This is a genomic window from Burkholderia sp. AU33545 (assembly GCF_020419685.1).
GTDB lineage: Bacteria > Pseudomonadota > Gammaproteobacteria > Burkholderiales > Burkholderiaceae > Burkholderia > Burkholderia diffusa.
The window spans coordinates 398,890-418,379 of record NZ_JAIZRQ010000001.1 but is presented as its reverse complement, the minus strand read 5'-3'; the positions used below and the strand labels follow the sequence as shown (position 1 = coordinate 418,379).

Sequence of the window (19,490 nt, the reverse complement as noted above, 5' to 3'; positions counted from 1 at the left end):
GAACGACGATGAGCTTTCCCCCCACCTCGATGCTGTCCGACGGGTTCTTCCTGTCGCTGTCGCTGTGTCTCGACATCGGCCTCGTCAACGTCGCGATGCTGTCGCTGACGCTGTCGCACGGCTTCCGGCCGGGCTTCTGGCTCGGCGTCGGCTCGTGCGTCGGCGATCTCGTCTACGCGGCGCTCGCGCTCGCGGGCATGGCCGTGCTGCTGCAGTTCGAGGCCGTGCGCTGGATCGTCTGGATCGGCGGCGGTGCGGTGCTGCTGTTCCTCACGTGGAAGATGGCGCGTGAAGCGCTCGCGCCGGCCGGCAGCGGCCACGACGGCACGGCGGACGACACGCCGCAGCCGCGTGCCAGCGCGCGGCGCAGCTTCGTGCGCGGAATGCTGCTGGCGATGTCGTCGCCGAGTGCGATTCTGTGGTTCGCGGCGGTCGGCGGCGCGCTGATCGCGAAAGCCGGCGCGACCACGCCGGCGACGGCGTCGGTGTTCCTGTCCGGCTTCTTCCTCGGCGGCCTCGCGTGGACGCTCTTCATGTGCACGCTCGCGAGCCAGGGCCGCAAGCGCGCGGGCGCGGGGATGATGCGCGCGTGCCACGTCGCGTCGGCGCTGCTGTTCGCGTATTTCTCGTACAGCGTGATCGTCGGCGGCTACCGCGACCTGATTGCCCACGCGGCGTAACCGCCGCACGCACACTCGCGCCCCAAATGAAAAACGGCGCAACGCCCCGCGAGGGACGTTGCGCCGTTTTGCCGCGCGCGGTCAGGCCGCCGCGCGGAATTCGTCAACGACGCCAGCCGTGGTGACCCCAGCCGCCGTAGCCGTGACGCCAGTACGGACGGCCGTAGTAGCCGCCGTAGCCGCCGACGACCACGGCGGGCGGTGCATAGTAGGCCGGCGCCGGCGCGTAATACACCGGCGGGGGCGGTGCGTAATAAACGGGCGGAGGCGGTGCATACACGGGATACGCAGGTGCGATCGGGACCCCGATGCCGACCCCGATCGACACGTGAGCCTGAGCGGCGCTTGCGGCCCCCAGGGCCAGCGCGGCGGCGGCGATGAACGGAATGAGCTTTTTCACTTCGATTCTCCTGCTGGAGCGGTAATTTGTACGCTCCTGTCGGCAACGGCGGGCATGCACGTCGCATGGATGCAATGTAGCGAAAACCCACCGCTCGCGTATGGCGCATTTGTTGCAAATTGCAATTCCACGCGGCGGCGGCGACCGTGCAGCAGGGCGCCGAGGCCCGGCAATCCCCGCCGCGAGTCCCGCGATTCCGTCCGAGCAGCCAAACCGCGACGCACCGGCCGGTCAGTCTTACCGGATCCGGTAAGCGCGGCCGGCACGCTTCCGTAATGAACGATTACAAATTTGAAACAGGACGCCGACAATCCAGGCGGGACACAGCCCCCGCGCGATTTGGGGCCGGATTAGGCCATCTTCGACGGAGGCGAAACCGCGGCGCGAATTTACCTTGTCCGCACCGAACGCTGCCGTCCAGGCCGTCCCCGTTCGGCATCGCCGCCGATCCACGACCACCCCGTCATTCCTGCGATACTGACGTCTGCTCCGTTTTCGCTGCGTGACCCGCCATGCCCCTCCCCGCTCTCCCCCGCCTCGGCTTCATCGGCGCCGGCCGCCTGGCGCGCTGCCTTGCCCTGCGCTTCGCGGCGGCCGGCTTTCCGGTCATCGCGATCGCGAGTCGCACGACGGCATCGGCCGCGGCACTTGCCGCGCGCATCGACGGCTGCCGGGCGGTCGACACGCCGCAGCAGGTTGTCGACGCCGCCGACCTGATCTTCCTGACCGTGCCCGACGACCATCTCGCATCGACCGCCGCCGCGCTGCGGTTCGACGCGGCGCGCGCGGCAGGCCAGGCGCTCGTCCACTGCAGCGGCGCGTCGGCGGTCGAGTTGCTCGATCCGGCAAAGCGCCAAGGCGCGGCCACGGGCGGCTTCCACCCGCTCTACCTGTTCGGCGGCACGGACGCCGATCTCTCCCGCATCGACGGCTGCTCGGTCACGCTCGAAGCCGACGGCGCGCTGCACGCGACGCTGCTGCGACTAGCTGCCGCACTCGGGTGCCATCCGCTGTCGATTCCGGCCGGCGGCCGAATGCTGTATCACGCGGCCGCACATTACGCGGCGAGCTTCGCGCTGTGCGGGCTGTCGGAAGCGGTCGAGCTGTGGCGCGGCCTCGGCTTCGACGAGGAAGCGGCGTTGCGCGCGCTGCTGCCGATGCTCGCCGGCACGATCGCCACCGCGCGCGACAAAGGCCTCGCGAACGCACTGGCAGGCCCGGTATCGCGCGGCGACACCGGCATCGTCGAGCGTCAGCTCGCGCTGCTCGAAGCGCGCGGCGGCGACCACGCGACCCTGTATGCGCTGATGACCCGCCGCGCGGTCGCGCTCGCGGCGAAGCGCGCGGCGCCGCCGGCCGCGCTGCCGGCGCTTGCGCAGGCCGTCGAAACGTCGCTCGAGCGCACGACCGGGCACCCCTCCCCGCCGCGAGACGAGGCGTGATAAGGTGTCGGCCGATGCGCCGCCATCCGGCGTTGGCGGCCGCACGCTACCCGACTGTATAAAAAGGATGCCAACGATGTTCGGCGAGATCGCCCGTTTTCTGCTCAATACCGTCTTCACACTGTTCGGCGCGGCGCTGATTCTGCGCGTCTGGATGCAGGCCGTCCGCGTGCCGCCGTACAACCCCGTCACGCAGGCCGTGCTGCAGGCGACCAACTGGCTCGTGCTGCCGTTGCGCCGCGTGATCGCGGGCGTGCGCGGCATCGACTGGGCAAGCGTCGTCGCCGCCCTCCTCACCGCGCTCGTCTATGTGGTGCTGATGGTCGTGATGGCCGGCCTGGATCCGGCCTCGGTGATCGCGACGCTCGTCGTGGTCGCGCTGCTCACCGTCGTGAAGTGGGCGCTCAATCTCGTGATCTGGATGACGATCCTGATGGCGCTGCTGTCGTGGCTCAATCCGCGCTCGCCGGCGATGCCGATCCTCTACCAGCTCACCGCGCCGTTCCTGAACCCGCTGCGCCGCGTGATCCCGAACCTGGGCGGCATCGACCTGTCGCCGATCCTGCTGTTCGTGATCGTGCAGGTGCTGCTGATGATCGTCACGCGCGCCGCCGTGTCGCTGACGATGTTCGGCATCTGACGCGTTGCGCTATGCTGCCGGCCCCTGCGCCGGCGACACCTCGAGCGTGTCGATCACCCCGAAGCGCGCGGGAATCATCGCGTAGCACACGCGCACCTTCTCGCGCGCAAGCCGCTCGAGCAGTTGCTGCGCCTCGTCCTCGGTGACGATGAACTCGACCTCGATCGCGAGCGAGCCCTGCAGCTCGAAAAAGCGGTCCTCGTGCAGCACCCGATGCCGGCCGAAGCCGGCCATCGCCCGAAACGCGGAACCGCCCGCGACGCCCATCCGGTTTCCTTCCTCCAGCAACCACTCCCACAGCGGCTTCCAGTGCAGCCGGTGCTGCTCGTGCACGTAGAAGCGCAAGAAAACCCTGTCCATCGCGTCCTCCCGATGCCGGCGCGCTCAGGCTGCCGCGAACCACACGCGCGCGGTCCACATGCCGAGCGCCGTCAGCGTGAACGATCCAGTCAAGTGTAGGGCAGCCACCGCGAACGCCCATCCCAATTCGCCCTGCACCGCGTGCGTCATCACTTCGACCGAATAGGTCGAGAACGTCGTGAGGCCGCCGAGGAAGCCCGTGATCACGAACAGCCGCCACTCGGGCGGCAGCCCGACGCGGGTGGTAAACGCGACGGCCGCGATGCCGATCACGTAGCCGCCGATCAGGTTTGCGGCGAGCGTACCGAGCGGCACGGCGGGAAAGAACGCGTTGAGCGCAAGGCTCAGGAACCAGCGCAGCAATGCGCCGAGCCCGGCGCCGACGAAGATCGCGACGATCGAATAGAACAAGGGAGCTCCTCGCTGACGAGGCCGCATCGCGGGCGCGGCCTACGCCGAACTGTATGCGGAATCGCGCCGCGACGGCAATGCCGGCCGGCCCCCGGCGCGCACCGGATGGTGTCGCGCCGGAATCACGCATTTCATTATTTCCATGCACCGCCGAGCTCGATATTTTCCAATGCATTACGCAGGTCATTACAAATTGTTGGAAACGAATCGATTATTCATCAGATTTTGTCGAATTCGAAAAGTCAGCCCCGCACCAGCCATGTAAGCCTTTCTTCATGGTCATTTCGCGTGTTTTCCCTAATCCAGACATTCCCGAATCGGGTCGATATTCAATGCAATTCGCTCTGCTGATTTCGTAAAATCATTTCGCTCCCCCACTCCATCGACATGGAAGCTCGAAAAATGAACAATTACCGCCTGTCATCCATGTTGATTCCGGCACTGTGCGCGTCGCTGCTCGCGTCGAGCGTCGCGCTCGCCGAGGACAACGGCCCCCCGTCCTACGTCGAAGGCCACCGCGCGCCGAAAGGCTATGCGCGCCCGCCTTTCCACACGAAACAGCGCGCGAGCACGGCCACGGTGGCCGGCCTCACACCCGTGCTCGTACGCCATGCGTACGGGTTCGATTCGATCGCCAACCAGGGCGACGGGATGGTCGTCGCGATCGTCGACGCGTACGACGATCCGAAGATCGAAGCCGATCTCGGCGTGTTCAGCAACGCGTTCTCGCTGCCGGCCTGCACTTCGTCGAACGGTTGTTTCACCAAGGTCTACGCGCGCGGCACGCGACCCAAGACGGACGCGGGCTGGTCGCTCGAGATGTCGCTCGACGTCGAATGGGTGCATGCGATCGCACCGAAGGCGAAGATCGTGCTCGTCGAGGCCGCGTCGGCCAGCTTCAGTGACCTGATGGCCGCGGTCGACGTAGCGGTCAAGCGCGGCGCATCGGTCGTGTCGATGAGCTTCGGCGGCAACGAGTTCGGCAGCGAGACCGGCTTCGACAGCCATTTCAACGCATCGGGCGTCACGTTCGTCGCGTCGTCCGGCGACAGCGGCACCGGCACCGAGTACCCGGCGGCGTCGCCGTACGTGGTGGCGGTGGGCGGCACGACGTTGTCCACCGACGCATCCGGCACTTACGTCAGCGAGGCGGCGTGGAGCGGCAGCGGCGGCGGCGTCAGCTCGATCGAGGCCGAGCCGGCCGGGCAGACCGGCTGGCCGGTGCCGGTGGCCGGCAAGCGCGGCGTGCCCGACGTCAGCTACGACGCGAATCCGTCAAGCGGCTTCGCGGTATACGACTCCGTCACCTATCAGGGGCAGGCCGGCTGGTTCCAGGTCGGCGGCACGAGCGCGGGCGCGCCGCAATGGTCGGCGCTCGTCGCCATCGCGAATTCGCTGCGCACGGCGGCCGGCAAACACGCGCTGAGCGGCACCTACGACACGCTCTATACGGTCGGGAAAAACGCCTACGGCAGCGACTATCACGACGTCACGACCGGATCCAACGGCACTTGCGGCAGCATCTGCAATGCAGCGGGCGGCTACGACTACGTGACGGGCCTCGGCTCGCCGATCGCGCCGGCGCTCGTCCAGGCGCTCGTCGCGCAGCCGTGATCGCGCGGCCGCGGCCGGCCGATTCGTCCCGCGCCGCTCAGCCGCCGTGCCATGCACGGTCGAGCACCACGAGCGTCGCGAGCGCGCTGCCCTTCAGCCCGATCACGTCCGCGCGGCGGGCATGGGCCTCGCGTGCATTGATGCGGATCACGTCGGCACCGAGCCGTTCGCTCGAGAGACGCACGGTCGGAATCGCGGTGCCCGCGCCGATCTCGACGACGGTCACCCATCCCGCCTGCGCGATCCAGTCCTGCAGGGCCCGCTCCTGCGCGTCGTAGCGTTCGCCGAGCCAGCCGTTGTCGCCGAACATCAGGATGTTCGGTCGCGCGAGGCCGCCGCAACGCGGGCAGCGCGGCAGCTCGCCGACCAGCCGGCACGCGGCCGCGTCGACATCGGGGGTGAACGGCGCGGCGTCCCACGTGTCGTCCGAGCAGGGTCGCAGGCACTGCATCGAATGAATCGAACCGTGAATCTCGGCGACACGCGCCGGATCGAAACCGGCCTTCTGAAACTGGCCGTCGACGTTGCTCGTCAGCACGAAGCCGCCGTTCGGCATCGCGTCCATCCAGCGCCGCAGGATCGCGAAGCCCGCGTGCGGCACCGTCTGCCGGTAGAGTCCGAGACGGTGTCCGTAAAAGCCCCACGCAAGCTGCGGATGTGCGCGGAACGCCTGCGGCGAAGCGATCTCGTGGAATTCGAAACGCTCGTGGCGCAGCGCCGGATATGCGCGCCAGAAGCCGTCCGTGCCGCGGAAATCGGGCAGCCCCGAATCGACGCCGATGCCCGCGCCGGCCGTCACGAGCAGCGCATCGGCGCGCGCGAGCGCCTCGACGGCGGACGCGACCAAATGAGCCGGCAGTGGCTCGGCAGCGGCGCTGGAATCGGTGGAATCGGACGAGTCGGAAATCGGCATGATGGAGCAGCGGAAGCGTCGAACGGTGCGAGTGGCGTCGCGCGATCATACGCCGGTTCGGGCGCCGCGCCGCGACATCACGCAGCCGCGGCGCGCACGCCCGCGGGTTCCCGCAGCGCGACGTACTGCAGCAGCATGATCGTCTTCGCGTCGACGATCTCGCCCCGCTCGACGGCATCCAGCGCCGCGTGCAGCGGCATCTCGACGACCTCGAGATCCTCGCCCTCCTCCGCGATGCCGCCGCCGTCGCCCGTGCGCAGCGACGCATCGTATTCGCCGACGAAGAAATGCAGCTTTTCCGTCACCGAGCCGGGACTCATGAACGCCTCGAACACCTTGCGCACGCCGCGCACGCGATAGCCGGTTTCCTCTTCGGCCTCCGCGCGAATGCGTGCATCGGGCGTCGCGTCGTCGAGCAGGCCGGCGGCGGCTTCGAGCAGCATGCCGTCGTGTCCGTTGACGAACGCCGGCATCCGGAACTGCCGCGTGAGCAGCACGTCACCCGTCGTCGCGTTGCGCAGCAGGATGGTCGCACCGTTGCCGCGGTCGTACGTTTCGCGGCTCAGGCGCTGCCACGTGCCGTCGCGGCGCAGGAAATCGAACGTTACCTTCTTCAGCACATACCAGTCATTGGACAGCACCGTCGTATCGACGATGCGGACGCGGTCCCGCGTTGCGGCCATGGTGGTCTCCCATTCGACAAGTGACGGCACTCATGGTAGCGTGCATATTCGTGCAATTTCAAGAAATTTCGTGCAAACCCGATGCTGACGACCCAACGCAAGAAAGTGATCCTCGACGCGCTCGCCCGCGACGGCCAGGTGCTGGCCGTCGAACTGAGCGCGCAATTCGGCGTGTCCGAGGACACGATCCGGCGCGACCTGCGCGAACTGGCGGCCGAGGGCCTGCTGCAGCGCGTGCACGGCGGCGCGCTGCCGGCGTCGCCGGCGGTCGCGCCGTTCGCGCAGCGCGAGCTGCTCGAAACCGCGGAGAAACGGCGCATCGCGCGCCGGGCCGCGCAGATGATCGCGCCCGGACAGGTCGCGATCGTCGACGGTGGCACGACGTCGGCACTGCTCGTCAGCGAGCTGCCGCCCGACCTGCGCGCGACGATCGTCACGCACAGCCCCAGCGTCGCCGTCGCACTGGCCGCGCATCCGTCGATCGACGTGATCCTGATCGGCGGACGGCTGTACAAGCATTCGATCGTCGCGGTGGGCGCCGCGGCGATGGAAAGCATCTCGCGCATCCACGCGGACCTGTATTTCATGGGTGTGACCGGCGTTCATCCAGTCGCGGGGCTGAGCACCGGCGACTTCGAGGAAGCCGCGATCAAGCGCGCACTCGCGGGGCGCGCCGGCGAGACGATCGTGCTGGCTTCGCAATCCAAACTGCGAGCGGCGTCGCAGTTCGCGATCGGCGAACTCGCGCTCGCACAAGCGATCGTGGTCGAACGGGAAACCGATGCAGCGCTGACCGAGCCGATCGAGGCCGCGGGCGTGACGGTCGTGCGCGCGTAGCCGAGCCGCGGCTTCGACGTCTGCACGCCGGTGGGGCGGCACCGACATCGTCGTCGGCGCGATGTCAGCGTGCCGACAGGTGCCGCTTGCTACGATGGGCGACTGCCCACCCGCCGCGCCCCGTCCGCCCGATGTCTTCACCCTGCAACCCGATCACACCCGCGCCACCCGACGGCCCTGCCCCGCCGCCCGGCGTCCTCGCACTGTTCATCGCGTTCGCGCAGATCGGCCTGACCAGCTTCGGCGGCGGGCTGAGCGGGCGCATGATGCGCGACTTCGTTCACGAGCGGCGCTGGCTCGACGAGGAAGCGTTCCTCAACGGCCTTGCGCTGTCGCAGGCGCTGCCGGGCGTCAACGTGAAGAACCTCGCGATCTGGATCGGCTACCGGCTGGCCGGATGGCGCGGCGCGGTGGCCGGCTTCACCGGCATCATCGCGCCGCCGGCCGTGCTGATCGTGCTGTTCGGCGTCGCGTTCTCGACGCTGACGCGCTTCACGCTCACGCACGTCGCGCTCGCGGGCGCGGCCGCCGCGGCGATCGGGCTGTCGATCTCGATGGCGATCACCGCGGTGCGCCGGCTGCCGCGCCGCGCGCTGCCGTTCGCGGTGGCGGCGCTCACGTTCGTGTCGGTGGCCGTGCTGCACTGGCCGCTCGTATGGACCGTACTTATCGCCGGCGCGCTGAGCGTCGCGCTCGAATACCGGCGCGCGGCCGCATCCATCGTCGGGAGCGACGAACGATGACTGCCTCGTCACGCTACGCCGCCCTGTTCGGCGTATTCGCACCGCTGTCGATCGCGACGATCGGCGGTGGTCAGGCGATCATCGCGGACATCCAGCGGCAGGTCGTCGACGTGCATCACTGGATGACGGCCTCGCAGTTCGTGAACGACTTCGCGATCGCGCGAATGGCGCCGGGCCCCGGCTCGCTGCTCGCGACGCTGATCGGCTGGCAGGTGGCCGGCTTCTGGGGCGCGGTCATCGCGACGCTCGCGCTGTTCGGGCCGACCGCGTTCCTGATCTACGGCGCAGCGCATCTGTGGCGGCGCCACCAGGGCGCACGCTGGCAGGTCGCGCTGGAGGCAGGCCTGCGCCCGGTCGCGGCCGGCATGATCCTCGCGTCCGTCTGGGTGCTGCTGCAGGCGCTCGACGGCGGCTGGCCCGCGCGGGCGATCGCGGTCGTGTCGACGATATGCGTGATGGTCACGCGCATTCACGCACTGCTGCTGATCGTCGTCGGCGCGTTGCTGCTGGTCGGTGCGCACGCGATCGGTTGACGGCGGCTCGCCTATGGCGCACGGGCGTGCCGCGCATGGTTCGACCGCGCGCTCACGCAGTGTGTGCTCGGGCGCGTCGTCACCGCGATGATGCTCGGGTTCGCGGTCCGCTTCGCGATCGACGCGCGCCGAGACCGGCCGCGCAGTTCACAAGCCGGCTACCGCGCGAAACGCGCGGTACGCATCGGCATGACGCTCGAAGCCGATGCCCGGCGCCTGTGGCACGGCCGCGTAGCCGGCGTCGACCGATTCGCCGTCCGCCAGCCCGTTGAACGGGCGGAACGCGAACGGGCTCACTTCGGCGCCGCCGAGCCCGAGCGCCGACACGACGTGCAACGAGAACAGATGACCACCGTGCGGCCAGAACGCATCGCGCCGCCAGCCGTTCGACACGAAATGGTCGACGATCTGCAGATAGCCCGGCAGGCCATAGCAATGCACCGGATCGAACACAAGGACGTCGCGGTCCGGGCGCAGGCCGCCGTAGCGTTCGATCAGCTTCGCTTCCGCGAGCGAGAACAACGCCTCACCGGCCGCGACCGGCGGCGCGTATTGCGCGGTCAGGTCCGCATGAAGCGGCAGGTCAAGCGGATCGCAAAGGTCCTCGAACCACCAGAGTTCGAACGGTGCCAGCATCGCGACGGCTGCGCGGCCGCTCGTCGCGTCGTACCTATTCATCGCATCGACCGCGAGATGCGAACTGTCGGCCAGACACGCCGCAGCGGCTTCGATGCGTCTTTTGTCGTCATCGGCATCCGCGCCGCCGATCTTGATCTTTGCGTGCGTGTAGCCGAGATCGGCGATGCGGCGCATCTCGTCCGACAGGTGCGCGAGATCGTCGTGCGGATAGCGGTAACCGCCGCCCGCATAGACACGCACGCGAGGTGCCGCGTTGCGCGCGAGCCCGTCAGCGACGAAGCGATGGAGGGGCAGGCCCGCGATCTTCGCGGCGGCATCCCAGATCGCCATGTCGAGCACGCCGACCGCGACACAGCGTTCGCCGTGCCCGCCGGGCTTCTCGCCTGCCATCATCGCGCGCCATGCGCGAAACGGATCGAGGTTCGTGCCGGCGTCGTCGGCGATGGCGTCCGCGGCGGCCAGCAGACGCGGCGCGAACCGTTCGCGAATCAGCCCGCCCTGTGCATGACGACCGACCGAAGCGTAGCCATAACCCATGATCGGCCGGCCATCGCGCACGACATCGGTGACGATCGCGACGACGCTCGTCGTCAGGTCGCCCGACGGAAGCGCCGGATCTGCATGGCGGGAAACGGGGATCGCTTGCTCGCGGATGTCGATGATGCGCATGGTCGGGGTTCCGGGAAAACGTTCGGCGTTTGCGGACCATGCGCGCATTTCGGACGGCGCGAATGGCGGATCGCTGCATCATAGGCGCCTGCGCGATGTCGTGCAGACGCGCGACCGTCGCGATGCGGCGAAGGGATCCGACTCGCTCGACATCGTCCGAACCGCGCCGTGCCGCGTCGACGTGCGGACGACCGCCGCATCACGTGCGAGGCGCGTCGCGCGCCTCGACGCCGATCATCGCACCCCACTGGCACGGCCGCGAATTAGATAGACATCCGACGCGAAGCGCGTATGATGATTTTTGTCCGAGCCCGCGTCACTCCACTCGCCGCTCGCCCCGCCGTCTACCCTCTCGCTGCGTCGCGCCGTTACCCTCCGTTACCCGCGCGCATTGCTGTCCTTTTCACCCCACCCGTCACACCGCGCCGCGGTGATACCGGTCGGATGCGTTCGTCCACGCGATTTGTCGCGCCCGAACCCAGGAGTTCATCATGAGCATGCATCTCTATCGTGGCTTCGAAATCTATCCGCTGATCTACCCGCATACTCCGTCGCTGAACGGTAATACGCACAACTACGACGCCGGCTTCGACGCGGCCGTGAAGATCTGCCTGCGCGGCACCACCGACACGCTGACCCGCAGCGAAACATTCCGGCTGATCGACAACGCGCCGTTCGAATCGGCGGGCGAAGCGCGCCGCGCGTCCGTTCGCTACGCGGAGCAGATCATCGACGGCAATCGCGACAAGCAGCCGCTCTTCGCAGATTCCCATTGACGCTTCCTGTCGCGGCAGCGCGGCCGCACCCTGATTCGGATGACGAAATGATTATCGATGAACTCCTCCGCCTGATCGAACGGCGAGAGATTTCCAGTACCGACGCAGTCCCGCACGACGGCCTCGCCGGTTCTGCGTTGCGTCACCAACCCGAGTTGCAGATGTTCGCTGCAGTGCGCGCGTTGACGATCAGCGCCGGATATTCCGAATTCGAATCCGACGAGATCGCGAGTGCCGTCATGACCCGGCTCGGCTAGTGTTCCGCCACGCGTGTCTTGAAACAGCACGTGCATGACGACGATCATCCGCAAGCCCGACGAACCTGTCGATGTCGCGCTTCGGCGCTTCCGGTGAAACATCGAGAAGACGGGCCTGATCCGCGAGTTGCGTGGTCGCACCGGCTATGAAAAGCCAACTACCGAGCGCAAGCGCAAGAAAGCCAGCGCCGTCGCGAGACAGTGCCTGCTCGCGAAACGCATGCTACCGCCTCGCAAGCTCTATTAGGAGAACGCCGTGTATCAGCCGACCGTCGAGGACCCTCCATTCTTCCCGTTGACGAAGTGCGAGGTCGATTTCGATCGACAGAAGGATGCGATCACGCTTCTGCCTAGCTTCTACGCGTTCGGCTGCGAGTACACCAGTCGCGGCCTCCTGATCGGCCGAGACGATGCATTCAGATTGATTGCCGCGATCGAAAAAGCCCTGAGCATCGAGCAGTGAACGTCGCCCCGACGTTGTCGAATCGCGTCGTGCCGGCCGGCGCTGCGCGGACATCGCGACAGACGCGAGCGCTCTGATTGACTCCGGACTGGCCGCGCCTCTTTGCCCATCGCCTAACCCCCGCAAGGTCGTTCGACACCCCTCCGATCACCACCGTTCTGCCGCGGATCACGAAACGATTGATCTACTTGCGGGACATGCTCGCGGAACGACGGCTGTTCAAGGAAGCGCCCGGCAGCATGGATGCTGATGTATCCGGACAAGAGCATTTTGGAGATCGCGTCGACCTGCCGATTTGCCCATGCGTCGCACCTCGGGCGCGCGCTTCGGCGGGCGTACGGGATGGCGCCGAGCGCCTATCGTGAGCGGCAGACACCCGGCGCGATCGGTGAGATCGACGGAATAGCGGAATCGGCCGAGCGTGCGGCCACGCTCGGCGAGTTGTTTCCGAACCGGAGCGAGTTTGTTGAGCCGGAATCCCCTGCTTGCGATCCCGACTGAACCCCTTGCTCGTCGGCACGGGTACGGGTGCGTTTCAACGCATCGATTCAACCGGCGCTGGTACGCGAGTCGAATCGACAGGCCCGCTCAGGCAAACACGAAGTACTTGCGCACCGTCTCCACCACTTCCCACGTCCCTTTCATGCCGGGTTCGATCACGAACACGTCGCCGGCCTTCAGATGCACCGGCTCCTCGCCTTCCGGCGTGATGATGCAGTAGCCGTCGAGGAAGTGGCAGTACTCCCATTTCTCGTAGTTCACTTCGAACTTGCCCGGCGTGCAGATCCAGGTGCCCATGATCTTGCTGCCATCCTTCGAGAGGTAGGCGTTGAGGTTCACGGTGTGCGGATCGCCGCCGATGCGCTTCCACTTGGTCGCGTCGACGACCGGGGTCGGGCAGGTTTTGCGCAGAACGGTGATGAAATCGGACATGTCGGCTCCAGACTAACGATCGGGTAGAAGGTCTGTCACGTTAGTTCGAAAGCATCACCGGGGCTTGTATGCGTCCGACACCGACTCGTCTATTTTCGACACGGGCTTGCGTGCTGGCGCGCCGCCCGCGTGTTCCGGTCGGCCTTGCGATGACCGACCGCTTCCGGCCGATCCTTGACGCCCGTTCCCGGCGATCCGTCGCCCAACCACCGAGCCCATGCGAGCTTCGAGGCAGGCGGCCAAAAACGCCTTGCTTGCAACATCTGGGCCAAACCCTGTAGAATTACGCGTTCTGCGGGCGTCGTATAATGGCCATTACCTCAGCTTCCCAAGCTGATGACGTGGGTTCGATTCCCATCGCCCGCTCCACCTTCGGCTGCTCGGCAGCCTGCGCAAGAGCCGCCTCGTCGAAGGCGGCTTTTTTGTACCGTCTGCCGGTTCATCCGGCAGCACCGCTGCGCATGACGGGCCCGCGCCCGAACCAAGCCTTTCTCTGTCACCGATGATGCACGACGATCCGAACGAAGCCGGCCTGCCGCCGGACGACGCCGCCCTTCCCGACGAAGCCGCCGACGGCGCCGACGAAGTCAACCCGCTGCACCGCCGCCGCATCCGCAGCTTCGTGACGCGCGCCGGCCGCGTGTCGACCGGCCAGCGCCGCGCGCTCGACGATCTCGGCCCGCGCTTCGTCGTCCCGTACGCGGCGGAAATCCCGGACTGGGACGCCGTGTTCGGCCGCCGCGCGCCGCGCATCCTGGAGATCGGCTTCGGGATGGGCGCATCGACCGCGGAAATCGCCGCGCACCGCCCGGGCGACGACTTCCTCGGCGTCGAAGTGCACGAACCGGGGGTCGGCGCGCTGCTGAAACTGATCGGCGAGCAGGACCTGCCGAACATCCGCATCATCCAGCACGACGCGGTGGAGGTGCTCGAGCACATGGTCGCGCCGGAAAGCCTCGACGGCGTGCACATCTTCTTCCCCGATCCGTGGCACAAGGCGCGCCATCACAAGCGCCGACTGATCCAGCCGCCGCTCGTCGCGCACCTCGCATCGCGCCTGAAGCCCGGCGCGTACCTGCACTGCGCGACCGACTGGCAAAACTACGCGGAACAGATGCTGGAAGTGCTCGGCGCCGAACCGACGCTCGAAAATACGGCTGCCGACTACGCGCCGCGCCCCGACTACCGCCCCGTCACGAAGTTCGAACGGCGCGGGCTGCGGCTCGGCCACGGCGTGTGGGACCTGGTGTTCCGCAAACGCGCCGGCTGAACACAACGCGCAGCGCGCGCAATGACAAACGGCCCGACCGGCATCTGCTACCGATCGGGCCGTTCTCTATTGGATGCGCCCTCGCCCCCGCACCGGCATCACGCCCAGTTCAGCCACCCGCTATACCCCACCAACAGCACGAACAGGCCGAACGCGATCCGGTACCACGCGAACACGGTGAAGTCGTGCGTCGCGACGAAACGCAGCAGCCAGCGCACGCACACGAACGCGCTGACGAAGGCGGCAACGAGCCCGAGCGCGAACAGGCCGAGCGAATCGACCGTGAACGCCTGCCAGTCCTTGACGGTTTCGTAGAGCGTCGCGCCGAAGATGATCGGAATCGCGAGGAAGAACGAGAATTCGGTCGCGACGCGCCGGTCGAGGCCGAACAGCATCCCGCCGATGATCGTCGAGCCCGAGCGCGACATGCCCGGCACCAGCGCGAAACATTGCGCGATGCCGACCTTCAGCGCGTCGAGCGGCGTGAGCGCATCGACCGACTGCACGCGCGGCGGCTCGCGGCGTTCGCGCTGTCGCGCCTCGGCCCACAGGATGATCGCACCGCCGACGACGAGTGCGAACGCGACCGGCACCGGCGAGAACAGCACGGCCTTGATCTTCTTCTCGAACAGCAGGCCGAGCGCGATCGCGGGAATCGTCGCGATCACGACGTTCAGCGTGAAGCGCTGCGCGTCGGGCCGGCTCGGCAGCCCGGACACGATGGAGACGATCCGCTGCCGGTATTCCCAGCAGACCGCGAGGATCGCGCCGAACTGGATCACGACGTCGAAGGTCTTCGCGTGCGCGTCGTTGAAATTCAGGAAGCTGCCCGCGACGATCAGGTGGCCGGTGCTCGACACCGGGAGGAATTCCGTCAGCCCCTCGACGACGCCGAGGATCAATGCCTTGCAGATCAGGATCCAGTCCATCCGTGGCCCAACTCCGAAGTAGTCGAAAGAAAGGGCCGCGTCACCGTCGCGGCCCGCCCGGCCGCGCGCGGTGCGCCGTCACTTTTCGACGATCGCTACGCGTATGCCGTTTGTAAGAATCGTAATTGTACCGGGTTCGTAGTTCACGCCGGCAAATTGCAGTTGTTCGGGCTTGAACGTGTAGATCGGATAGTTGGTCAGCACCTGCGTCGCGAGCAGGCCGGCGGCCGCGCCGACCTGTTGCGCGTACATCTGCGCGTTGCCGTCGAGCACGAGGCTGTCGACGGCCGGCGCCTTCAGCACGACCGAGCGGCTCGGCGCGTCGTAAGCCAGCTGGCCCGACACGATGAACTTGCCGCTCACCGGTTCGCTCAGGAACGGACTCGCGAAATGCGCGTCCAGCTGCACGGCGACGCGGTTCTGGTCGGGCAGCAGGTTGACGGCCGGATTGGCGAGCGACACGTCGACGACCTGCGCGACCGTCTTCTGGTACGGAAACTTGCGCGCGACGGCTTTCTGCACATCGCCGCGCGAGAACGTGTAGTGATCGGGGATGAACGGGAAAGTCGACGCGCAGGCGGCGAGCGATACCGACACGCCGATGGCGCCGGCGCAAGCGGCGAGGAAGCGGCGCCGGCCGGACGTGCAAGATGCGGTCATGCTGAACAATCTCCTGTATCGGGCGAAGCGTCAGTCGGGATACCGGCTCGGCCGCAAGCCGGGCCGTGGACCGAGGTTAGTGCTTCGGCGGATGTCGCCGGTTCCATGCGCGTGCCGGTGACGGGCAGCGCGGGCAATGCGTCAGCGGGCCGCGCCGGCGCCCGGCGCCGGCTGCGTCGCGACCTCGAGGCGCGTCAGCCACGCGAGCGCGTCGTCGCGCGACGCACCGCACATCTCGGCGGACGGCTGCAGTCCGGAACAGCACGCGGGACGCTCGGGCCGGCCGAAGATCCGGCAGCGCAGGTCGTCGCCGAGCTGCACGCAACGCACGCCGGCCGGCTTGCCGTCGGGCATCCCCGGAATCGGCGAGGAAATCGACGGCGCGATGCAGCATGCGCCGCACCCCTCGCGGCACGCATGCGGCGGCGGGACATCGGCGGGCGCCGGACGGACAGGCATTTCGACGGACACTCGGCTCTCTCACGAACAACAAAAAACGGTGCGGCAACCGGACGCAGCGTGCGGCAGCCCACTGCGCATTGTGCCACCGCCGGCTGCGACGTTATTACACAATGCAGCCGAAACGCGCGTTTATATACTCGAAAGCATCTAAAAAGCGCGAGACCATCATGAGTTCCGGTTCTGCCGACACAATGTTCCGTCCCGATTTGCTCGCGAAGTACGGCGCGAACGGGCCGCGCTATACGTCCTACCCCACCGCGCTGCAATTCCGCGACGATTTCGACCCGGCCGACTACGTGCGCGCCGCGGGCGATCCCGGCGCGTCGTCGAGCGACCTGTCGCTGTACTTCCACATCCCGTTCTGCAACACGGCCTGCTTCTACTGCGGCTGCAACAAGATCGCGACCAACAACCGCCGCCGCGCGCGCCCGTATCTCGAGCAACTGAAGCGCGAGCTGGCGCTGCAGGCCGCGCTGTTCGATCCCGCGCGCCCGGTCACGCAGCTGCACTGGGGCGGCGGCACGCCGACCTTCCTGTCCGACGACGAAACGGCCGAGCTGATGGTGGCCACCCGCGAACACTTCGCGCTTGCACCGGACGCCGACGCGGAGTTCTCGATCGAGATCGACCCGCGCACGGTCACGCCCGCGACGCTCGTCCACCTGCGCAACATCGGCTTCAACCGGCTGAGCCTGGGCGTGCAGGATTTCGATCCGATCGTGCAGCAGGCGATCAACCGGATCCAGCCGCTCGCGATGACGGCCGACCTGCTGTCGGCAGCACGCACGACGGGCTTCCATTCGGTCAGCGTCGACCTGATCTACGGGCTGCCGCACCAGACGGTCGCCGTATTCGCGCGCACGCTCGAGACAATCATCGAACTCGCGCCCGACCGCCTCTCGGTATTCGGCTACGCGCACATGCCGCACCTGTTCAAGATGCAGCGGCAGATCGACGACGCGACGCTGCCGCCGCCCGCAACGCGCGTCGCGCTGCTCGGCCTCGCGATCGACATGCTGACCCAGGCCGGCTACGTGTACATCGGGATGGATCACTTCGCGCGACCGACCGACGAGCTCGTGCACGCGCAGCGCAACGGCACGCTGCAGCGCAATTTCCAGGGCTACAGCACGCGCGCGGATACCGATCTGGTCGGCTTCGGCGTGTCGTCGATCGGGAAGGTCGGCGACGTCTACGCGCAGAACGCGAAGGACCTGCCGGCCTATGGCGCAGCGCTCGACGCGGGCCGGCTGCCGATCACGCGCGGCGTGCGGCTCACGCCCGACGACCGGCTGCGCCGGGACGTGATCACCCAGCTGATGTGCAACCTCGAACTGCCGTTCTCGCATATCGAGGCCGCGCACGGGATCCGCTTCGCCGATCACTTCGCGCGCGAGCTCGACGCGCTGCGCACGTTCGAGCAGGACGGGTTGCTGACCATCGCCGGCGACCGCCTGACGATCCACCCGGCCGGCCGGATGGTCGTGCGCAACATCGCGATGGCGTTCGACGCCTACCTCGGCCAGACGCCGCGGCAACGCTACTCGCGCACCGTCTGACGCCGCACGGCCGCATGCGGGCGGCCGGTTTGATAAAGTACGGGGCTCAACGCCCCTGCAAGAATCCGCACGATGCGCACCACCAAAGCAACCAACGCGGTCGAACGCCTGAAAACGCGTTCCGGCAACCCGCAGTTCGCGGCCGTCGCGATGGCGGGCGGCCTGTTCTATCTGGTCGACCGCTCCGGCGGCACCGCCGAGAAGCGCAGCGAGCCGCTGCCGCTCGACGAATTCGTCAGGTTCGTCGACGAATTCGGCCCCAAAAAGCCGCGCAAGGCGAGCAAGCTCGACCTCGCATTCGAGGCGCAGATCAAGAAGAGCAAGGGATAAAGGTCTGTTGCAGGCCGTCTGAAGGCTTCGCGGCCGCCCCCTTTGGTACAATCACGAAGTTTCTCTATCCCCGCTGATGGCCGACCTGGCTGCGTGACCACACCATGAATATCGAAAACGCGCGTTTCAACATGATCGAACAACAGATCCGGCCGTGGGACGTGCTGGATCTGGACGTCCTGGGCCTGCTGTCGATCGTCAAGCGTGAAAACTACGTGTTGCCCGAACACCGCGATCTCGCGTTCGCCGACCTCGAGCTGCCGCTGCCCGGCGGCACCAGCAAGATGCTGTTCCCGCGCGTCGAAGCGCGCGTGCTGCAGGAACTGTCGGTCAAGAAGCACGAGAACGTGCTCGTGATCGGCGCGGGTTCGGGCTACCTGGCCGCATTGTTCGCGCATCGCGCACAGCACGTGACGGCTGTCGATATCGATCCGACCATCGCAAAGTTCGCGGCGGACAACCTGCGCAACGACGGCGTGACGAACGCGGAAGTCGTGCTCGGCGACGGCTCGCTCGGCTGGCCCGACAAGGCGCCGTATGACGTGATCTGCGTCGCGGGCGGCCTGCCGGTCGTGCCGCAGCAGATGCTCGAACAGCTGAAGATCGGCGGCCGCCTGTCGGCGTTCGTCGGCGGCCGTCCGGTGATGAAGGCGCAGATCATCACGCGCATCGACGACAAGCAGTACCGTGTCGCCGACGTGTTCGAAACCTACGTCAATCACCTCGTCAACGCGATGGAGCCGTCGCGCTTCAAGTTCTGAGCGGCGGAGCTTCCATGCAGATCCTGACACCCGCGATGCTCGCGGAATGGCTTCGCGATCCGGCGCGTCCCGCGCCGCTCGTGCTCGACGTGCGCGAGCCCTGGGAAATCTCGACCGCGCAGATCGCCGGCAGCGTGTCGATCCCGATGCAACAGATCCCCGCGCGCAGCGAGGAACTCGACGACGAAGCGGAAATCGTCTGCGTGTGCCATCACGGGATGCGCAGCGCCCAGGTCGCGATGTTCCTCGAATCGCGCGGCTTCACGAAGCTGTACAACCTGCAGGGCGGGATCGACGCGTGGTCGCGTGACGTCGATCCGTCCGTGCCGCGTTACTGAGTGACTGACCTTCCCGGCGGCGCATCGCGCGCCGCCACGGCGACCGGCACGTTGCAGCCGATCGCTCCGATCCGCCGAACGGGCGCGCATGGCGCGCCCGTTTGCATTTCCGCTTCTGTGTTCCCCCTCCCCCGATTGCTTCAGCCCGTCGGCTATCCGCGTGTGTTCGATGTCGAACGGCGGCGAGC

26 protein-coding genes, 1 tRNA gene and 1 pseudogene are annotated in these 19,490 nt (G+C 67.3%); 18 read left to right on the top strand and 10 right to left on the bottom strand.

The window, feature by feature from the left end:
* Window positions 1-8 precede the first annotated feature (8 nt).
* Window positions 9-680, top strand: a complete 672-nt coding sequence (locus LGM71_RS01875; RefSeq protein ID WP_059605390.1) for a LysE family translocator — start codon at window positions 9-11, stop codon at window positions 678-680.
* A 103-nt stretch (window positions 681-783) separates the two neighbouring features.
* Here the strand turns inward: LGM71_RS01875 and LGM71_RS01870 are convergent, their stop codons facing one another.
* Window positions 784-1,080: a hypothetical protein gene (locus LGM71_RS01870; RefSeq protein WP_124629662.1), complete on the bottom strand. Its 297-nt coding sequence runs from the start codon at window positions 1,078-1,080 to the stop codon at window positions 784-786.
* Between the two features lie 512 nt (window positions 1,081-1,592).
* Here LGM71_RS01870 and LGM71_RS01865 point away from each other — a divergent pair.
* Both LGM71_RS01865 and LGM71_RS01860 read left to right on the top strand, forming a co-directional pair.
* Window positions 1,593-2,522 (top strand): Rossmann-like and DUF2520 domain-containing protein, encoded by a 930-nt coding sequence (locus tag LGM71_RS01865; protein WP_226113800.1) that lies wholly within the window; start codon window positions 1,593-1,595, stop codon window positions 2,520-2,522.
* A 76-nt stretch (window positions 2,523-2,598) separates the two neighbouring features.
* Entirely contained in the window at window positions 2,599-3,162 is a 564-nt protein-coding gene (locus tag LGM71_RS01860) for a YggT family protein (protein ID WP_059530230.1), read from the top strand.
* A 9-nt stretch (window positions 3,163-3,171) separates the two neighbouring features.
* Here the strand turns inward: LGM71_RS01860 and LGM71_RS01855 are convergent, their stop codons facing one another.
* On the bottom strand, window positions 3,172-3,522 hold the full coding sequence (locus LGM71_RS01855; RefSeq protein WP_124629659.1) for a DUF190 domain-containing protein: 351 nt from the start codon (window positions 3,520-3,522) through the stop codon (window positions 3,172-3,174).
* A 24-nt stretch (window positions 3,523-3,546) separates the two neighbouring features.
* The gene (gene crcB / locus LGM71_RS01850) at window positions 3,547-3,933 is read right to left on the bottom strand and encodes a fluoride efflux transporter CrcB (protein WP_151048870.1); all 387 of its coding nucleotides are present in this window, start codon (window positions 3,931-3,933) and stop codon (window positions 3,547-3,549) included.
* 402 nt (window positions 3,934-4,335) lie between these two features.
* Between crcB and LGM71_RS01845 the strand changes: the two genes are divergently transcribed.
* Window positions 4,336-5,547 carry a S53 family peptidase gene (locus LGM71_RS01845; protein WP_226113798.1) on the top strand — a complete coding sequence of 404 codons (1,212 nt, stop codon included), beginning with the start codon at window positions 4,336-4,338 and terminating at the stop codon, window positions 5,545-5,547.
* A gap of 37 nt (window positions 5,548-5,584) precedes the next feature.
* Here the strand turns inward: LGM71_RS01845 and LGM71_RS01840 are convergent, their stop codons facing one another.
* Together LGM71_RS01840 and LGM71_RS01835 are read right to left on the bottom strand one after the other, a co-directional pair.
* Window positions 5,585-6,460 carry an SIR2 family NAD-dependent protein deacylase gene (locus LGM71_RS01840; protein WP_226113796.1) on the bottom strand — a complete coding sequence of 292 codons (876 nt, stop codon included), beginning with the start codon at window positions 6,458-6,460 and terminating at the stop codon, window positions 5,585-5,587.
* A 77-nt stretch (window positions 6,461-6,537) separates the two neighbouring features.
* Window positions 6,538-7,143, bottom strand: coding sequence for an NUDIX domain-containing protein (locus LGM71_RS01835; RefSeq protein ID WP_151048867.1), 606 nt, complete (start codon window positions 7,141-7,143; stop codon window positions 6,538-6,540).
* 81 nt (window positions 7,144-7,224) lie between these two features.
* Between LGM71_RS01835 and LGM71_RS01830 the strand changes: the two genes are divergently transcribed.
* The 3 genes from LGM71_RS01830 (at window position 7,225) to LGM71_RS01820 (ending at window position 9,256) form a co-directional block, all read left to right on the top strand.
* The gene (locus LGM71_RS01830; protein WP_226113794.1) at window positions 7,225-7,980 is read left to right on the top strand and encodes a DeoR/GlpR family DNA-binding transcription regulator; all 756 of its coding nucleotides are present in this window, start codon (window positions 7,225-7,227) and stop codon (window positions 7,978-7,980) included.
* Window positions 7,981-8,111: 131 nt separating this feature from the next.
* Window positions 8,112-8,723: a chromate transporter gene (locus LGM71_RS01825; RefSeq protein ID WP_124903011.1), complete on the top strand. Its 612-nt coding sequence runs from the start codon at window positions 8,112-8,114 to the stop codon at window positions 8,721-8,723.
* Window positions 8,720-9,256 (top strand): chromate transporter, encoded by a 537-nt coding sequence (locus tag LGM71_RS01820; RefSeq protein ID WP_059605415.1) that lies wholly within the window; start codon window positions 8,720-8,722, stop codon window positions 9,254-9,256. Before LGM71_RS01825 ends, LGM71_RS01820 begins: the two co-directional genes overlap by 4 nt.
* A 147-nt stretch (window positions 9,257-9,403) precedes the next feature.
* Here LGM71_RS01820 and LGM71_RS01815 read toward each other — a convergent pair whose 3' ends face one another.
* Window positions 9,404-10,564, bottom strand: a complete 1,161-nt coding sequence (locus LGM71_RS01815; RefSeq protein WP_226113786.1) for an enolase C-terminal domain-like protein — start codon at window positions 10,562-10,564, stop codon at window positions 9,404-9,406.
* A gap of 491 nt (window positions 10,565-11,055) precedes the next feature.
* On the opposite strand from LGM71_RS01815, the gene LGM71_RS01810 reads away from it, so the two are divergent.
* From LGM71_RS01810 to LGM71_RS01790, 5 genes and pseudogenes are all read left to right on the top strand, one after another.
* A complete protein-coding gene (locus LGM71_RS01810; RefSeq protein WP_059605424.1) occupies window positions 11,056-11,340 on the top strand; it encodes a hypothetical protein in 285 nt (94 codons plus the stop codon).
* Between the two features lie 47 nt (window positions 11,341-11,387).
* Window positions 11,388-11,597, top strand: coding sequence for a hypothetical protein (locus LGM71_RS01805; protein ID WP_059605427.1), 210 nt, complete (start codon window positions 11,388-11,390; stop codon window positions 11,595-11,597).
* A gap of 34 nt (window positions 11,598-11,631) precedes the next feature.
* A pseudogene (gene rpsU / locus LGM71_RS01800) lies at window positions 11,632-11,844 on the top strand (30S ribosomal protein S21).
* Between the two features lie 9 nt (window positions 11,845-11,853).
* Window positions 11,854-12,060, top strand: coding sequence for a hypothetical protein (locus tag LGM71_RS01795; RefSeq protein WP_059605430.1), 207 nt, complete (start codon window positions 11,854-11,856; stop codon window positions 12,058-12,060).
* Window positions 12,061-12,303: 243 nt separating this feature from the next.
* On the top strand, window positions 12,304-12,561 hold the full coding sequence (locus LGM71_RS01790; protein WP_226113784.1) for a helix-turn-helix domain-containing protein: 258 nt from the start codon (window positions 12,304-12,306) through the stop codon (window positions 12,559-12,561).
* Between the two features lie 87 nt (window positions 12,562-12,648).
* Here LGM71_RS01790 and LGM71_RS01785 read toward each other — a convergent pair whose 3' ends face one another.
* A complete protein-coding gene (locus LGM71_RS01785; protein ID WP_059466993.1) occupies window positions 12,649-12,993 on the bottom strand; it encodes a cupin domain-containing protein in 345 nt (114 codons plus the stop codon).
* Between the two features lie 294 nt (window positions 12,994-13,287).
* Here LGM71_RS01785 and LGM71_RS01780 point away from each other — a divergent pair.
* Together LGM71_RS01780 and trmB are read left to right on the top strand one after the other, a co-directional pair.
* A tRNA-Gly gene (locus LGM71_RS01780) sits at window positions 13,288-13,362 on the top strand.
* 133 nt (window positions 13,363-13,495) lie between these two features.
* Window positions 13,496-14,263 (top strand): tRNA (guanosine(46)-N7)-methyltransferase TrmB, encoded by a 768-nt coding sequence (trmB, locus tag LGM71_RS01775; RefSeq protein WP_226113782.1) that lies wholly within the window; start codon window positions 13,496-13,498, stop codon window positions 14,261-14,263.
* A gap of 98 nt (window positions 14,264-14,361) precedes the next feature.
* On the opposite strand, the gene LGM71_RS01770 is transcribed toward trmB, so the two are convergent.
* The 3 genes from LGM71_RS01770 to LGM71_RS01760 form a co-directional block, all read right to left on the bottom strand.
* Window positions 14,362-15,192 carry an undecaprenyl-diphosphate phosphatase gene (locus LGM71_RS01770; protein WP_059605630.1) on the bottom strand — a complete coding sequence of 277 codons (831 nt, stop codon included), beginning with the start codon at window positions 15,190-15,192 and terminating at the stop codon, window positions 14,362-14,364.
* A gap of 78 nt (window positions 15,193-15,270) precedes the next feature.
* The gene (locus LGM71_RS01765) at window positions 15,271-15,852 is read right to left on the bottom strand and encodes a DUF1439 domain-containing protein (protein ID WP_059605627.1); all 582 of its coding nucleotides are present in this window, start codon (window positions 15,850-15,852) and stop codon (window positions 15,271-15,273) included.
* A gap of 141 nt (window positions 15,853-15,993) precedes the next feature.
* Window positions 15,994-16,311 (bottom strand): YkgJ family cysteine cluster protein, encoded by a 318-nt coding sequence (locus LGM71_RS01760; protein ID WP_059680838.1) that lies wholly within the window; start codon window positions 16,309-16,311, stop codon window positions 15,994-15,996.
* 170 nt (window positions 16,312-16,481) lie between these two features.
* Between LGM71_RS01760 and hemN the strand changes: the two genes are divergently transcribed.
* The 4 genes from hemN (at window position 16,482) to LGM71_RS01740 (ending at window position 19,302) form a co-directional block, all read left to right on the top strand.
* Window positions 16,482-17,873: an oxygen-independent coproporphyrinogen III oxidase gene (gene hemN, locus LGM71_RS01755; RefSeq protein ID WP_226113764.1), complete on the top strand. Its 1,392-nt coding sequence runs from the start codon at window positions 16,482-16,484 to the stop codon at window positions 17,871-17,873.
* Window positions 17,874-17,945: 72 nt separating this feature from the next.
* Entirely contained in the window at window positions 17,946-18,203 is a 258-nt protein-coding gene (locus LGM71_RS01750) for a hypothetical protein (RefSeq protein WP_059448113.1), read from the top strand.
* A gap of 104 nt (window positions 18,204-18,307) precedes the next feature.
* Entirely contained in the window at window positions 18,308-18,964 is a 657-nt protein-coding gene (locus LGM71_RS01745) for a protein-L-isoaspartate O-methyltransferase family protein (protein WP_059605621.1), read from the top strand.
* A 14-nt stretch (window positions 18,965-18,978) separates the two neighbouring features.
* Complete coding sequence (locus LGM71_RS01740; RefSeq protein ID WP_059605618.1) at window positions 18,979-19,302, top strand: rhodanese-like domain-containing protein; 324 nt, start codon at window positions 18,979-18,981, stop codon at window positions 19,300-19,302.
* Window positions 19,303-19,490: the final 188 nt, after the last annotated feature.